Annotated in this window: 17 protein-coding genes and 1 tRNA gene; 8 read left to right on the forward strand and 10 right to left on the reverse strand. The window is 46.4% G+C overall.

Annotated elements, in window-relative coordinates:
• Positions 1 to 49: 49 nt before the first annotated feature.
• The 6 genes from IC229_RS29280 to mltG form a co-directional block, all read right to left on the reverse strand.
• Positions 50 to 1066, reverse strand: a complete 1017-nt coding sequence (locus IC229_RS29280; RefSeq protein ID WP_190891605.1) for a hypothetical protein — start codon at positions 1064 to 1066, stop codon at positions 50 to 52.
• 117 nt (positions 1067 to 1183) lie between these two features.
• Positions 1184 to 1804: an L-threonylcarbamoyladenylate synthase gene (locus tag IC229_RS29285; RefSeq protein ID WP_190891607.1), complete on the reverse strand. Its 621-nt coding sequence runs from the start codon at positions 1802 to 1804 to the stop codon at positions 1184 to 1186.
• A gap of 76 nt (positions 1805 to 1880) precedes the next feature.
• Positions 1881 to 2900, reverse strand: a complete 1020-nt coding sequence (locus tag IC229_RS29290) for a glycosyltransferase (RefSeq protein ID WP_190891609.1) — start codon at positions 2898 to 2900, stop codon at positions 1881 to 1883.
• Between the two features lie 261 nt (positions 2901 to 3161).
• Positions 3162 to 4115, reverse strand: coding sequence for a YihY/virulence factor BrkB family protein (locus tag IC229_RS29295; protein WP_190891637.1), 954 nt, complete (start codon positions 4113 to 4115; stop codon positions 3162 to 3164).
• A 93-nt stretch (positions 4116 to 4208) separates the two neighbouring features.
• Complete coding sequence (locus IC229_RS29300) at positions 4209 to 4616, reverse strand: acyl-CoA thioesterase (RefSeq protein WP_190891611.1); 408 nt, start codon at positions 4614 to 4616, stop codon at positions 4209 to 4211.
• Between the two features lie 105 nt (positions 4617 to 4721).
• Positions 4722 to 5759 carry an endolytic transglycosylase MltG gene (mltG, locus tag IC229_RS29305; RefSeq protein ID WP_190891612.1) on the reverse strand — a complete coding sequence of 346 codons (1038 nt, stop codon included), beginning with the start codon at positions 5757 to 5759 and terminating at the stop codon, positions 4722 to 4724.
• Positions 5760 to 6014: 255 nt separating this feature from the next.
• Here mltG and IC229_RS29310 point away from each other — a divergent pair, with 255 nt between their 5' ends.
• Together IC229_RS29310 and IC229_RS29315 are read left to right on the forward strand one after the other, a co-directional pair.
• Complete coding sequence (locus IC229_RS29310; protein ID WP_190891614.1) at positions 6015 to 7271, forward strand: MFS transporter; 1257 nt, start codon at positions 6015 to 6017, stop codon at positions 7269 to 7271.
• Positions 7271 to 7672 (forward strand): hypothetical protein, encoded by a 402-nt coding sequence (locus tag IC229_RS29315; RefSeq protein ID WP_190891616.1) that lies wholly within the window; start codon positions 7271 to 7273, stop codon positions 7670 to 7672. Before IC229_RS29310 ends, IC229_RS29315 begins: the two co-directional genes overlap by 1 nt.
• Before the next feature lie 44 nt (positions 7673 to 7716).
• Here IC229_RS29315 and hslU read toward each other — a convergent pair whose 3' ends face one another.
• The gene (hslU, locus tag IC229_RS29320; protein WP_190891618.1) at positions 7717 to 9105 is read right to left on the reverse strand and encodes an ATP-dependent protease ATPase subunit HslU; all 1389 of its coding nucleotides are present in this window, start codon (positions 9103 to 9105) and stop codon (positions 7717 to 7719) included.
• A 215-nt stretch (positions 9106 to 9320) separates the two neighbouring features.
• Here hslU and IC229_RS29325 point away from each other — a divergent pair, with 215 nt between their 5' ends.
• From IC229_RS29325 to IC229_RS29335, 3 genes are all read left to right on the forward strand, one after another.
• Positions 9321 to 10067, forward strand: a complete 747-nt coding sequence (locus IC229_RS29325) for a GntR family transcriptional regulator (RefSeq protein WP_190891620.1) — start codon at positions 9321 to 9323, stop codon at positions 10065 to 10067.
• A 149-nt stretch (positions 10068 to 10216) separates the two neighbouring features.
• On the forward strand, positions 10217 to 10918 hold the full coding sequence (locus IC229_RS29330) for an NUDIX hydrolase (RefSeq protein WP_190891622.1): 702 nt from the start codon (positions 10217 to 10219) through the stop codon (positions 10916 to 10918).
• 85 nt (positions 10919 to 11003) lie between these two features.
• Positions 11004 to 11816 (forward strand): SDR family oxidoreductase, encoded by an 813-nt coding sequence (locus IC229_RS29335; RefSeq protein WP_190891623.1) that lies wholly within the window; start codon positions 11004 to 11006, stop codon positions 11814 to 11816.
• 72 nt (positions 11817 to 11888) lie between these two features.
• Here the strand turns inward: IC229_RS29335 and IC229_RS29340 are convergent, their stop codons facing one another.
• Together IC229_RS29340 and IC229_RS29345 are read right to left on the reverse strand one after the other, a co-directional pair.
• On the reverse strand, positions 11889 to 12632 hold the full coding sequence (locus tag IC229_RS29340) for a tetratricopeptide repeat protein (RefSeq protein ID WP_223834256.1): 744 nt from the start codon (positions 12630 to 12632) through the stop codon (positions 11889 to 11891).
• Between the two features lie 103 nt (positions 12633 to 12735).
• The gene (locus tag IC229_RS29345; protein WP_190891625.1) at positions 12736 to 13149 is read right to left on the reverse strand and encodes a DUF3127 domain-containing protein; all 414 of its coding nucleotides are present in this window, start codon (positions 13147 to 13149) and stop codon (positions 12736 to 12738) included.
• A 139-nt stretch (positions 13150 to 13288) separates the two neighbouring features.
• Between IC229_RS29345 and IC229_RS29350 the strand changes: the two genes are divergently transcribed.
• The 3 genes from IC229_RS29350 (at position 13289) to IC229_RS29360 (ending at position 14658) form a co-directional block, all read left to right on the forward strand.
• Positions 13289 to 13370, forward strand: a tRNA-Leu gene (locus tag IC229_RS29350).
• A 116-nt stretch (positions 13371 to 13486) separates the two neighbouring features.
• Positions 13487 to 14392, forward strand: coding sequence for a phage integrase SAM-like domain-containing protein (locus IC229_RS29355; protein WP_190891627.1), 906 nt, complete (start codon positions 13487 to 13489; stop codon positions 14390 to 14392).
• 56 nt (positions 14393 to 14448) lie between these two features.
• Positions 14449 to 14658, forward strand: coding sequence for a hypothetical protein (locus IC229_RS29360; RefSeq protein WP_190891629.1), 210 nt, complete (start codon positions 14449 to 14451; stop codon positions 14656 to 14658).
• 320 nt (positions 14659 to 14978) lie between these two features.
• Here the strand turns inward: IC229_RS29360 and IC229_RS36200 are convergent.
• The coding region (locus IC229_RS36200) for an IS1 family transposase (protein WP_223834262.1) at positions 14979 to 15091 on the reverse strand (113 nt) is incomplete at its 5' end.

A 15091-nucleotide genomic window follows, 5' to 3' on the forward strand; every position in this document is an offset into this window, starting at 1 on the left:
GGCAGTTAACATTACGTTAGCTGCCCTTCTGCTTTATAAACGTATCGAATTACTGATACTGAATATACATCGGCTTTGGCGTCAGCGCGAGTACTTCTTCAGGTGTCATAATACGTGATCCGGGTTTGCGGAAATCGTTTTTGTAGAACAGCTTAAAGCCCGTATACTGAACCGGTTCTTTCTGGATATAATCGTGGTACGAATCTTTTTTGAGTACCGGAGGGCCCCATCCGTCCATGTCCATCACGATCTGTACGTTCGGGTTGAGCTTAATATTTTTATAATTTTTAATCATGCCCTGCGTGAATCGGTGTACGACCAGCACTTTAGGCGGTACATTATTCTCTTTCACAACTTTGCTTAGGAACTGAACAGCCTGGTTCACATCGGCGGCATCGTAAGAGCCAATTTTAGTACCCGGTTTGTGACCCGTTACCATCGAAAATTCGGGGTCAATTCCCAGATGAACGAACGGTAATTTCAGGTATTTTTCCAGGTATTTCATCTCTCCGCCAAGGTCGGCGTGGCCCCGCTGAATGTCGAGAAACACAATAGCTTTGTGTTCATTACCCCATTTGATGACTTTCTTGATGGTTTTGTCCGACATCCGAAGTCGATAACCACCATCTTTACCCGGTGCCCCTTGTGCCGAAATAGCAACCAGGTGAAGCGCGGGCTGAATAGGTGTAGCTGGGTCTGCTTTCTGCCAGTTGCTGATTTCCTTATCCAGTCGCTGAAGCATTTCTTCTTTCGGATATTCGCCCAAAGCGCCCATTTTTTTCGAATGAGGATTGCCGTAATAAGCAAAAATTCGCTTGCCTGGAAGGATAGCCCCTTCAGGTGCATAGGTCAGAGAATCAAGCGTTGAATCGCCGGTGCTGACACTACGTGTCGAGCCAACGGGTGTAGCTGAGGCTGTTTCGGTGGAGTCGGTAGCTGAACTGGATTTAGCAGAAGCTTCGGTGGTGGGCTTGCTGGTCTTAGAAGAATCGTCTTTCGACTGAGAGGAGCAACTTGTTACGTGACAAAGAGCCAGCAGAGATAATGCGGCCAGGGTAAAGCGCATACTATGATAGAATAGATTTGACTAAAAAGACTACAAATAAAAGACTACAAAAAAAGGGCCAACCTCCGCCAGGAGTGTTAACCCAACAATGCAAGTATAAATGGTTATCATAACATTTCAAAGTACAAATTCCCCTAAACCCTGCCGAACAACGGTGAACGTATCGTCCGTAGCGTCGATAATGGTCGAAGGAACGTTGCCACCGTAGCCTCCATCAATTACAATGTCGACCTGGTGTTGAAACTTTTCGAAAATTAATTCCGGATCAGTTGAGTATTCGATGATTTCATCTTCATCGCGAATCGACGTAGTGATAATCGGGTGGCCAAGCTCGTGCACCAGTTGCCGGGGAATATCGTTGTCGGGTACCCGGATACCAACCGTTTTTTTATTGGTATTCAGGAGTTTCGGTACGCTGTTAGTAGCCTGAAGGATAAACGTATAAGGCCCTGGAAGCAAACTTTTCATGAGCTTAAACGCCTGATTACTAACCCGTGCATAGTCGGCAATGTGACTCAGGTCGTAGCAGATAAACGAGAAATCGTTTTTCGTCGGTTTAATGCCTTTAATACGTGCCACTCGTTCAACAGATCGGGCATTATGGATATCGCAACCCATCCCGTAAATGGTATCGGTAGGATAAATGACTACCGCGCCATCGCGTAGGGCACTTACTACGTACTCAATCCGGCGTAGATCAGGATTTTTCGGATATAATTTTATGAATTCGGCTCCCATAGAATTGAAACGCAGACGGTCCGTTGTGGTGAAGAAACCCGCTATTAATTTACTATCAACTAAACCCGATTTATTTTCAAAAGGTTGAGGCAGGGCTTCTCCTTTGCCTTAGAAAAAACCGGTAAAGTGAATTGACAGGAACACGTAACTGACCTAACAACAGAACGAGATAAGTTAACAGATCAGGCCGTTCGATACGTTGAAGGAGTTCTCCAAATCGCTCAACTAACTCGAACTGTTCTGTATAAAATGCTTTTCGAATAAACTGGCTTAGGCGACTGGTCAGGGCGGCAAATTCATCGGGCGTTTGGCAAAGCCCGTAAGCTTTCTGGCAAACTACCAACGTCGATTCCAGCAATTTGTTATCGGTATAACTTACCTGCGCCGATAAAGAGGTCGGTAAGCGTCGCTTGAGCGTCAACACCTCATCGAGGTAGGCATATTGATACGTCCGGGCGGAACGTACCCAGAAATCGAAGTCTTCATAAGCGAGTGATTCATCGTAACCGCCCAACTGATTCAGTACGTCCCGACGCATGAGCATAGTAGGTGTGCAGATGAAATACGTCTCCAGGATATTTTTGAAAACATTCCCCGAAGGTATCCGGGCTCGCGCCTGCCCATGTGCATTAATAGGATAGTGTAAACCAATAGCACTGCCTAACGAATCAATATACGTAGCGTTGGAAAAGACAACAGCATACGTATCAGAAAGCATTTCAAATTGGGCCACCTGTTTTTCCAGACGCGTCGGAAGTAGTACGTCATCCGCCGATAAGTCAACAACGTAACGACCCTTAGCCAATGACAGCCCCAAGTTAAAGGCGCGGTTTAAACCCAAATTTTGAGGATTCTGAATAAATCGTGCGGTCGGATGACGAGTTATGAAATTAATAATCTGGTCAACAGAATGATCGCTGCTGTCATTGTCGATGATGATTAACTCAACGTAGGGATAAGTTTGATCAACGACTGATTGCAGCGCCTTTTCAACATAGGCTTCATGGTTGAAACATGTGCAAATGACTGTTACCCAGGTAACAGCGTCAGTTGGATGGGATACCAAAGAAGAAATAGAATCGGTGACCAGAGGCATAGCAAGCAAGTTCGATGCCAAATCATTTTATACCAATAGGTTAGTTTTATTGGTGTTTCTTTGACACCTAAGGCAACTAAGGTTCAAACTTTATTTCTGCTTTTGTCTACAATTAGGGTAGTAGAACCGCAATTGAGAGGAGGTATGAAAAAATTGGCACGTTTTTGGCGAACGATTGGAAGAACGCATTTCGACTGTGCCAAACTGACACGTCGCTGATGTGTGCTATTACATTTATGGGTTAGGTTTGCAAACGCCATCTCACGCTTTGAGGGTGGCGTTTGTTGTTTTGGAGGATTTATTAGTAGGCTTGTCAGCTTCTAAATCATAAAGCGCTACGTTCATTTCGAACCCTAAAATCAGCAGTATTGAGATCAGATTTATCCAGATCATTAGGGCAATCAACGTACCAATTGATCCATACAATTTGTTGTATGAACCAAAATTAGAGACGTAATACGAAAAGCCGAACGTCGTCAGCACGATTAAAATGGAGGCCGCAACCGAACCAGGTAAGATGTGACTCCACTTCATGTTTACGTTTGGACCAAACCGGTAAATCATGGAAACTGTCGCCAGAAAAACTGCAAAAACAACCAGATAGCGGCCTATCGCTAACAGGTTGACAAAAACAACATTGTTTAGAATGCCGAAGTGAAGCAGGTAGTCGCTGACAATGCCGCCAATAATGAGCACGACAACGGCCAGGATCAATGCAAATGCCAGCGTAAACGTCAACCCGATGGCAATCGCGCGAATCTTGAAAAAACCGCGCCGTTCGGCTGAATGGTATGACGAGTTGAACGCCTGCATCAAAGCAACTACGCCACTGGTAGCCGAATACAAAGCCAGAAAAAAACCCAGCGACAGCACTCCGCTACGTGGTCGGCTGATGATATCCCGGATGGTTGTATCGGCTGAACTGAACGTATCACCGGGGAGCAATTCCTTCAGAAAGACCATAATCTGATCTTCGAGGTTTTGAATTGGAATGTAAGGGATAAGCGTGAAGAAAAAGATCACCGTCGGGAAAACCGCCAAAATCAGACTATACGCTACCGAAGCAGCTCGTTCGCTGGTATTATTGTCTACAATCTGGTTGCCCATTCGCTTCAGAAAGGCATACCAGGTTGTTTTCGAATTAAACGGATGGTGGTCGTGTAGCCAGATGCGTAGATTTCGCAACGACTTAAAACCCAATAGCTTGTCGAACATAGTGGTGATTAGTCGATAGGCAACAGTCATTAAGAGTAACTACGTTCTGACGACTAATGACTATCTACTCTTGACTACGTAGTAACTTACCACTCAAAAGAAAGGTTTGGTTGCTTCCACTAATTCAGCAGGTGCCGAGCAGGGGCGGCCCGTATCGGAACGTACAAAGACGAGTGTTGTCTGGCCGGTATTGAGTAACTGACCATTCTGGTTGAAAATCTCGTAACTAAACATCAACCGGGTTTTAGGCATTTGCGGAATCGTTACCCGAATGGTCAGGAGATCGTCGTATTTAGCAGCCCGTATGAATCGTGAATTAAGATCATAAACCGGCATCGAAATACCACCTTCTTCAACTTCTTTATAGGTAAGTCCCAGAAAACGTAGCGTTTCGACCCGGCCAATTTCATAGTAACGGGCGTAGTTGCCGTAATACACAATGCCCATCTGGTCAGTATCGTAATAGCGTACGCGAATGTTGGTAACGTCGTGATTAATCATAGGAATGGGTAGTCGGCATTTGGCTCTGACAGGCTCCGGCTGTTAGAGTCGCGCCAGCGACTAACTTTGTAGTTACGACCGACAGCCAGAGCCTGTCGGGGCCTTCTATTTCATAATCTTCATACGAGTGAGTGCCTGTTGATACAAGCGGGCGTTTGCCAGATGTTCGGCTAGGGTTTTCGAAAACGTATGATAGCCGTTAAAACGAGCATCGACCACAAAGTACAGATAATCATGCTGTTCGGCATTCAGAACGTTGTCAATCGTGGCTGGCGCAGGCAGGTTTATGGGACCGGGAGGCAATCCGGTGTAACGATACGTGTTGTAAGGCGAATCGATGGTGAGTTGACGATTCAGCAGCCGACGTATCCCAAAATCACGTAGGGCGAAAATAACAGTCGGGTCGGCTTCCAGCTTGATACCTCGTTTCAGCCGGTTCAGATAAACGCCGGCCACACGGGGCTGCTCGTCACGTTTGTTGGTTTCTGACGCTACAATCGAAGCCAGTACCTGCGTTTGGGTTTGCGTCAGTCCTTTTTCTTTCGCTTTAGCCTGTCGCTCAGGCGTCCAGAATTTTTTGTATTCCGTACCCATTCGGTCCAGAAACGCTTCGGGCTTGATGGTCCAGAAAATTTGATACGTATTAGGAAGGAACAGACAGACGATGGTGGTGGTATCGAAACCAAATTTCTCGCACGTAGCAGGGTCGTTAAGAAGTTTGCCAAGGGCATCCGGTCCAAATTCAAACTTGTTGCCGAGCCGTTGAATCAGGTCGCTTTTCATCCGGATGTTATTGAACGTAACGGGCATGGCATCCTGATTACCGCTACGTAGTTTCACCAGGGCTTCGCGGTTGCCCATTTTTGGTTTAATTTCGTAACGTCCTTCTTTAACTTTCTCGCTGTATTTCATCATCTTAGCCAGAAACCGGAACGAGGTTTCATCGTTGATGACTTTATGCAGTTTGAGCGTATCCATCACCGATTCGAACGTAGCACCGCGCGGAATCAGGAGGGCAAACGTTTTGTCGTTATCTTGTACAAGAAGATTCGGACTTTTGAAAACCTGCCAGAAATAAAAGGAGAACGTACTGAGCAGAATGGAAACGGTCAGGAACAGGCCGATTTTGACGTTACGAGACATGCTTTAAATAGTGACCGGGTCGCCGGTGCGATTATGAATGATGAATTAGGAATGACTGAAAGCTGATTCGTAATTCAGTTCGCAAATTTACGCATATGCGTTGAAGTAGGTGCTAGTTTTTGGTTTCAAGTTTCATCCACATTACCGGGCGGTGCTTCATTGGCTGCTGCAAAAACGTGAAACGAAGAACTGTTACGTTATCGGCTGGTATTTGCGGAAAGAGTTGTAAATTTGGGTGAACCAAATCAACTCGTTTTGATAGTTCGCTCGCCTTTTTCGCGCTCGGTTTCTCCCGGTCCTTCCCTGTATACGCTCTCGTTCTGGCTGTTGTCTGTTAGTAACTTCCTGTTCTCGGCCAGTTTTTCGATGATGATTCCTGAACTGCCAAATTACCTGACCAGGTTGGGTGGGCGGGAATATGTCGGGTTGATTATTGCGCTCTTTACGTTCACAGCGGGTGTTTCGCGGCCATTCAGCGGCAAAATTACGGATACCGTAGGCCGGGTTCCAGTCATGGCTTTTGGTTCATTAGTGTGCTTTGTCTGCGGATTTCTGTATCCATACCTGATAACTGTCTGGGGATTTTTGACGCTACGTCTCATTCACGGTTTTTCAACGGGGACCAAACCCACGGCTACGGCTGCCTATGTAGCGGACGTAGTACCAGCCAACCGCCGGGGCGAAGCGATGGGTATGCTGGGTTTGTTTACAGCGATGGGTATGTCGTTGGGACCGGCCATCGGAAGTTGGTTAGCTACTGACTTTTCGATGAACGTAATGTTCTGGGTATCATCGGCTTTTGCACTGCTCTCTATAGGTATTCTGCTACGTATGCCGGAAACATTGGTGAATACTCAACCTTTTCGCTTTGGGTTGCTACGTCTGAAAAAACAAGAAATCTTCGATAAGCAGGCGATACCTCCCTTTATTGTTCTGCTGCTGCAATCGTTCTCGTCGGGTGTGGTGTTGACAGTTATTTCGGACCTGAGTGCTACGTTAGGCATTACGAACAAAGGCTTGTTTTTTACGGTCTACACGATTGCTTCACTGGTCGTTCGACTGATTTTCAGTAAGTCATCGGACCGATACGGACGAGTACCTGTATTGGCGATTTCGACGGCAGTGCTGGCTTTGTCGATGGCCTTGCTGGTTGTTGCCGATACGTTGGTCCTGTTCTGGACAGCCGCTATTTTCTACGGTATGTCGTGGGGAATGAACTCGCCGACGGTGCAGGCCTGGACTGCCGATTTGAGCGATGAGCATACGCGTGGACGAGCTATGGCAACCATGTACATTGCACTCGAAGCCGGCATTGGGTTGGGTGCAGTAGGAGCGGGGTGGCTGCTGAATCACGTTGGCGAGGCTGGCATCGAGGCTTCGTTTGGTGTAGGGGGCGTACTGGCACTATTGGCAGTGGGCTATCTGGTGTGGTTCTGGCGGAAAAAGCCAGAACTGATACGTCATAAAGTGAACGATGCGGATGAGATGGCGTTGGTTGACGGTGAACCTTAATGGAGAACGTAGAACCAAAAATTCGCCCGCTGGTTGATGCCCTGAACCAAACAGGACTGGTGCGAACATTCTCGAGTTGTGAAGGCCATTTCGCACTGGAAGAACAAACGATAGTTGACCGTAACCACGCCGAAGTGCGGTTCGTTCCGGCCCCCGATACGTCTATTATTGCTGTAGAAAAGTTGCTGGCTTCCATACTGCTACGTTTCAAATCGAAACATGGCCTGATTCCGGTCAAACTCACCGGGTATAAACTTCTGACACCTATAGACGAAAAAACGGTTGAAGAAACGTTCGTCCTTGAACTACGTCCCTTCAACCGCTTCGACCCTCCCGATCGCAAACGTAGCGACGTAGATCGGGCAATTGAGCAAACGGTGAAACTGACGTATGAAGTATGAGATATGATGTATTTAATACCACCAAATACATCATATCTCATACTTCATAAAATGTATTGGCTCAAATCGCGGTTTTTCACCAGCCCGTTTAGCTTTTCGCTGACCATTTCGCGCGTTACAACGACTTTTGCGTTAGCCCCTATTACGTCGGGGATGTCGAACATGAAGTCATTCAGGAGGTGACTTAACACCGTTTGCAGCCGACGGGCGCCAATGTTTTCAACTTCGCTGTTGACCTCGAACGCAATACGGGCCAGTTCACGTAGCGCTTCATCCTGAAAAGTTAGCTCTACGCTCTCGGCGGCAAGCATGGCAACGTATTGTTTGGTTAAAGCGTTACGTGGCTCTTTCAGAATGTGATAAAAATCGTCTTCCGACAAACTTTGCAGCTCCACCCGAATTGGGAAACGACCCTGTAGCTCAGGAATTAAATCGCTGGGTTTTGCTACGTGGAAAGCCCCCGCAGCTACGAATAGAATGTGATCGGTATGAATAACGCCATATTTAGTATTCACCGCGCTGCCTTCCACAATCGGTAGTAAATCGCGCTGGACGCCCTCACGGCTTACGTCAGGACCGCCACCTCCGTTCCCCGACCGGGCTGACGCTACCTTGTCGATTTCGTCGATGAAGATGATGCCGGCATCTTCGGCTTTTCGAATGGCTTCTTCTTTCACTTCGTCCATATCGATGAGTTTGGCCGCTTCGTCTTCCAGAAGAATTTTACGCGCTTCGGCAATACTCACCTTGCGTTTTTTTCCGCGCTTAGGCATCATGTTGCCGATCATTTCCTGAATATTCATCATCGACAGATCATCGACCGCACCGCCCATAACGCCAATGTTTGGTGTTTGACTCTGTTGTACGTCGATGTCGATTTTACGGTCGTCCATCTCCCCCGAGCGGATTTTTTCGCGGAATCGTTCGCGGGTACGCTCGTTCAGTTCGGCATCAGGATCGAGTTTTTTCTCGTTCTCAAAGCCCAGATGACCATTCGCCGGTTTTACGGGCGGAATCAGAATGTCCAGAATGGTGTCTTCAACCATTTGTTGCGCCTGACCGCGAACGGCTTCTTTTCGGGCAGCACGAACCATATTTACCGCTTGCTCAACCAGGTCGCGAACCATGCTCTCGACATCGCGGCCTACGTAGCCAACTTCGGTGAATTTTGAGGCTTCAACTTTCACGAACGGCGCATCGGCAATCTTAGCCAGACGACGGGCAATTTCGGTTTTGCCGACGCCGGTTGCGCCAATCATCAGAATATTGTTGGGAGTGATTTCGCGCTGCATATCGGCAGTGCTGTTCATGCGTCGCCAGCGATTACGCAGGGCAATAGCTACGTTACGTTTGGCATCGCCCTGACCGATGATGTACTGGTCTAATTCGGCCACAATCTGCCGGGGCGTAAGGTCTTTAAGTGATAGGGTCATTGACTCTGGATAAGCGTGATGGAAATGGTGCTTTTATTAAAGAAACACAGGAAATTGAAAATTGTGCCAATGCTACGTAAAAAGCTGGGAAAGTAAAGGCCGTTACCTCGGTTCTTTTGCAGATCAAAAGAGATTTACGCGAATCGTTTTCAGGAGTTTCTGTCGATACGTATCTGTTTTAATCGATTCGTGACCCATGATCTATATTTGTGAATATGACCACTGAGCCAGTTAGCCGTATCCCCAATTATCAGCAGTTGTACGAAACACTTCGGCAGGATATTATCCGAGGGGTATTTCAGCCGGGCGATTTGCTGCCTTCAGAGAGCGTATTGCAGCAGCAGTACCGGATGACCCAGCCGACTATACGTCAGGCACTTTCGCTGCTGGTGCGGGGAGGATACATCCGCAAACACCAGGGTAAGGGAAGTATTGTGCTGCCAATTCCGATAGGATTGGGGGTTATGTCGCTGAAAACCAACTCACCACAGGATGGTAACGTAGCCGCAAACGATTGGTCTGCCGAACGAATTACTACAGCAATTTTAACAAAACCGTACCTGCGGCCTTTTCCAAACGATCTGTCATTTTCACCTGAAAATGAGCGACTGAACACCTTGTTTTACTACGTTGAACGGCTTCGATCTGTGAATGATACGCCAGTTTTCTGCGAGAAAATGATTTTGCCAAATCGTTATTTACCCAATTTTCTTCGCCAGCAACTCACCGATCGTTCATTTTTTGATCTGCTACGTGTCAAATATGGGATACTGGTTACGGGTGGCGAGCAAAAGATTCAGGCAATGGCAGCGGAGGCCGACATTGCGAAACAACTTCAGGTGGCAGTCGGAAGCCCAGTGCTACGTCTGGAGAAACGAATTGATACGAATAAGTTGGATTTTAGTTTCTACTCTTTGCTTTTCGCCAGAAACGATCAATATATACTGCAAAGTAGGTTTTAAAAGGTGACAAAAAGTTATATAGTTGTAAGGTTATATAGTTGTAAAGTTGGCCAACTTTACAACTATATAACCTTACAACTATATAACATCAAAAAATTGGTACGATAAATGTTACTATTTTTGTGAAAGCGTAATAAATTATCACCAATATGTTAGCGCAATACAAGGAGCAGCACCCATACCTGCTGGCTTTAGACTCTATTATTTTTGGTTTCGATGGTGAAGGCCTTAATGTTTTATTAGTCGAACGTGGCGTAGGCGAAAAAACATGGTCGCTGATGGGAGGTTGGCTCCAACCTCAGGAAAGTCTCGAACAGGCAGCAGCCAGGATTGTGTTTGACCTGACAGGACTAAAGGAAGTGTATCTGGAACAGCTTCATGCGTTTGGTAATCCTGGCCGCGACCCAATAGTGCGAACTATTTCGGTAGCCTATTTTTCGCTAGTGAAACTGGCTGATCACGCTGCAAAACTGTCGGAAGCGTTCAAGGCTAGATGGTTTTCAATTTATAACCTTCCCAATTTATTGTTCGACCACGGCGATATGGTAGCGCTGGCCATCGAGCGACTAAGGTATAAAGCATCGCAGCATCCCATTGGGTTTGAGTTGCTTCCCAATAAATTTACCATCCCCCAGCTCAAAAAACTCTATGACGCCATTTATCACACGGATTTCGATAAACGAAACTTCAGCCGGAAAATCCTGTCTACCAAGCTGCTGATTAAACTGAGCGAGAAACAGAAAGGTTATTCGAAAAAAGGGGCTTTTTATTATCAACTCGACCCGGATCGATACCAGAAGTCAGTACATTCGTTTCTGAACGTTATTCCTCACGCGGAAACCATCATGTGAAATTTTGCTATCGAAAAATGGTAGCCTGGGTATTATCGGTAGGCGGACGAAGTACTCTCGTCGAATTCGCCTAACTTTGCCGGTAATGAATACTAAAATTGTACTTATTACCGGCGCTTCGTCGGGAATTGGTCGGGCGCTGGCGTTTGCTTTTGGTCGCGAAGGAGCCCGAATTGTTATCTGCGGACGTAAAGCCGATGCCCTGTTCGTGGTGCGTGATGAACTTCAGCAAGCAAATATTGGGGTCCTTGCGCTGACGGCCGACGTAAGTGTAGAGCAGGACGTAAAACAACTCATCGAGCAGACTATTGCTCACTTCGGCCGACTGGATATTTTGATTAACAATGCGGGGATTTCCATGCGGTCGATGCTGATTGATACCGATCCAGCGGTTTTTCAGAAGCTCATGGACATCAATTTTATGGGTACCGTATATAGTACCCGTTATGCCCTGCCATACCTACTGGAGTCGAAAGGATCTATTGTAGGAATATCGTCTATTGCAGGTTATCGGGGTTTGCCGGTACGTAGTGGTTATTCGGCTTCGAAGTTTGCTATGAACGGTTTTCTGGAGGCAGTGCGTACCGAACTATTGCACTCGGGTGTACACGTATTAACCGCTTGCCCCGGCTTTACGGCTTCCAATATTCGCTTTTCTGCGCTGGATGCACACGGTGATGCTAAAGGAGAAACCATGCGTGATGAATCGTCGATGATGAGCGCCGAGGAATGCGCCGATCACATTCTGAAAGCTGTAAAAAAGCGCAAACGCGAATTGATTCTGACCACTCAGGGAAAATTGACTGTATTTATCAATAAATGGCTCCCGTCACTGGCTGACAAATTGGTTTACAATACGTTAGCTAAAGAGAAAGATTCACCGTTGAAGAGTCGATAGTAGCTAGTCGTCAGTCAATAGTGATTAATTGATAGTTAGTAATTGCCAGTTTCTGATGTTGGTGACTATCGACTAAATTAACCACACATTATCCCGGCGGATAAAATATAACTCGTTGTGCCAGAGTACGCGCAGGTAAATATCTTTTTGTCCCAGGATATTAACTTTATGGCCTTTGCCAATAACCTCGACCACAGGAGCTGCTGCCGACGGGTCGGTACGTAGCAAAACGCGATTGCGGCTGGTAATGCCCGATTGTACGCCTTCGGGTAGATTGGTGAAAACGAGGAGCAATAATAAATAAAAAAATACGACTCCTTTCTGCCGCGAAGAAATAGGCTGTTTACGTACCAACTTAAGCACCAGTACACCGAAAACATAACCGGCCAGAATCAGCAGAAAAAGCAAAAAATATGCACTGTATTTTCGGTAGAAGAAATAAAAATAGTTTAGGTCATCCGTTTCGTAGCCACTCAGGTTATTCGCCTTAGCGATGTCGCTTAGCCGACGTAGTACACTGTCATCTGGATGGCGTTCAAAATAAACGTCCAAAAAATAGAGCAGCCGGGGAATATCGTTCTGACGCTCGTAGGCATTGGCTAATTTTAACAGCATGGGGTCAGTTGCTGGTTGCCCTTCGGCCAGCGCTTTTTCGTACAAACGAGCTGCCTGTACCTGATCGCCATTCGCGAAGAGCGAATCTGCCTGCCGAACAGAAACACTCAAATCGGTCTGCGCCAACGTAACGGTTGAGAGCAGACTAAGTAGCAGACTTAGTCTGTAGCCAATTGATTGTTTAGGATAGCATTGCCCCATAATCGTTGCCGGATGCGTATGGCATTTGACGTGCCATATAACGTAACGAGCAGGACAAAATATGATATCGTCCTGCTCGTTACGTTATATTCGGGAAATCCTATTAAAACGGCAGATCGTTGCTTTCTTCGTCGAAAGCAGCGTTAAATGCTGCCTGAGTAGGCTGATTTTGACGAGTTGGAGCCGACTGTGGTTGGGTAGCGGGACGGGTCGGTGCTACGTATCCACCTTCGTTGCCACTCTCAGCCAGTTCGAGACGGAAGGCACGCAGTTCGGTATACCATCGGTCATTGTATTCTCGTGATTCGGCGCTGAACGTAGCTTTTAGCATATCGCCATCCGCGAACTGCTTCAGATCGCTGGCCTTTTCACCCCAGATAGACATACACACTTTTTTAGGGTATTGACTATCAAGGGTTTCTAATACAAATTCTTGCTTATTCCAGGCCCCATTTTTACCTTGTCCAGTAACTTCAGGAAGTACTTTTATGAGTTTTCCGACTACTTCAAATGCCATTTCTTCTGTGAATTTAGAAAGCTAAAATACGGAATTTTTGCCAATTTATGACCATAAATACTAGAAAAAAGTAAAAGAATTAGACTCTGTTTGGCAAACAATTCGCAACAGGCTATATTTGCACCTCGATTGCGAAAACGGCCACGTGGTGAAACTGGTAGACACGCCATCTTGAGGGGGTGGTGCTTCACGGCATGGGAGTTCGAGTCTCCCCGTGGTCACCCTAAAAAACGTCCAAATTAGCCCAATTTGGACGTTTTTGTTTTTCGGTGCGGTGCTAATGGCAAAGAAATGGCAGAAGCTCCTCATCAATAAGCACGGATTACAGCGGCCAAAGATGCCAAAGAATTACCCGTATAAGCCCCCCTTTCTTTCCAAACCCGCTGACGACGACCTAGCCAAACAGTGGGTGGTTGAGTATGGGGTTTGGTCTGAGCAGCGGGAGAAGCTGGTACGTAAGCGTGTTGTAATCAGTGGTAAGTCTGTCGCTGAACGTTTACACGATGCCAAAGAGGTAATTGAGTTGTTGACTGAAGAGTTAAAGGCTGGAGTTTATTTTGAACCAGTCGACCAGCCGGAGCCTTCTTCAGCACCTATCGATTTAAGGCAGGATATCGCTTGTAAGGAAGCGATCGATTATTATCTGGATACCATTCACAGTTCGCTCTCAAAAGCATCCAGACGAACCTATAAGACCTGTGGCAATACGTTCCGAAATTACTTAAAGGATAAAAAACTAGCCAAAATAAAACTGCGGCTATTTGGGGTGCCGCAGGTATATGGTTTTACAGATTACCTGAGCCGTGAGCGGAAAATGGGTAACCGGAACTTCAATAATCATCGGGGCTGGTTAGTCTCTTTCTTTGAGTTTTACCGGAAGCGAAAAATCATAACCGCTAATCCTGTTCAGGAGGCTGAAATTGCCAAGAAAAAGGTTGCTTCTGGACAGCACATTCCTTTCCGGGAAGACCAGATAGGGGAGATTGTCGATTATTTTCAGGCGAATCGGGACGATCAGTTCTGGCTGTTTCTAAATTGCATCTACTACACATTTGCCAGACCACACGAAGAACTGCGGCTGGTGAAGGTACGGCATCTGTTTGAGCGGACGCTGCACATCAACCCAACGGATAGTAAGGATGGTGATAATAACCATAAGATTATCCCAGCTCCCCTGAATGCGCTGCTTACTAACTGCGGATCAGGGAGTACCCTTCCTATTACTACATCTTCTCCAAATTAGGTGAGCCTGGGCCAGAGCCGGTAGGGGAGAGCTACTTCTACGCTCGCCATAAAAAGATGCTGGATTATTTAGGGTTTCCGCCCGGTTATGACTTGTACGGCTGGAAACATACGGGCGTCATTGCTTTGTACATGGCCACCAAAGATATGAAACTGATCCAGCAGCAATGCGGACATTCCACCATTACCCAAACCGATGAATACCTGCGTGACTTAGGCTTATTTTTAGATTATGACATATTGGATACATTTCCTCCGCTGAATTAGAAAAACCCGGTTTTGTGTCGTCACTCGGAAGATTATTTGCGGAATCTGGGCATTATTGTCCGGCATATCCAGATTCAGGATTTCCCAGAATTTTAATCTTTATTCGAGCCCAAATAAGCGCTACGATAAGTTATTATATCGTTGAACGTCGACAATGTTAGGAAGCAGAATAGATTGATTCAAGAAGACTTAAATAGAAAACCCGATCACTACATCGGGTTTTTTTCTCTATCCTTTTAAAAATGGTTAATAAGTGGCAACTGTAGCGTTAAGGTTCTGTATCAAATAGAGCCCTTTGAAAAGGAATATTGGGTAGTGGCTTAATTGCGTTTATCGGCAAAGAAAATTTGATTGACGAACAGACCGATTACTGCGTCGTGAATGAGGATTGACTTTGAGAAGCAAATGCTTCGGCGGGGTAGTCGTTTTAAGC

This window comes from Spirosoma profusum (assembly GCF_014699005.1).
GTDB classification, from domain to species: domain Bacteria; phylum Bacteroidota; class Bacteroidia; order Cytophagales; family Spirosomataceae; genus Spirosoma; species Spirosoma profusum.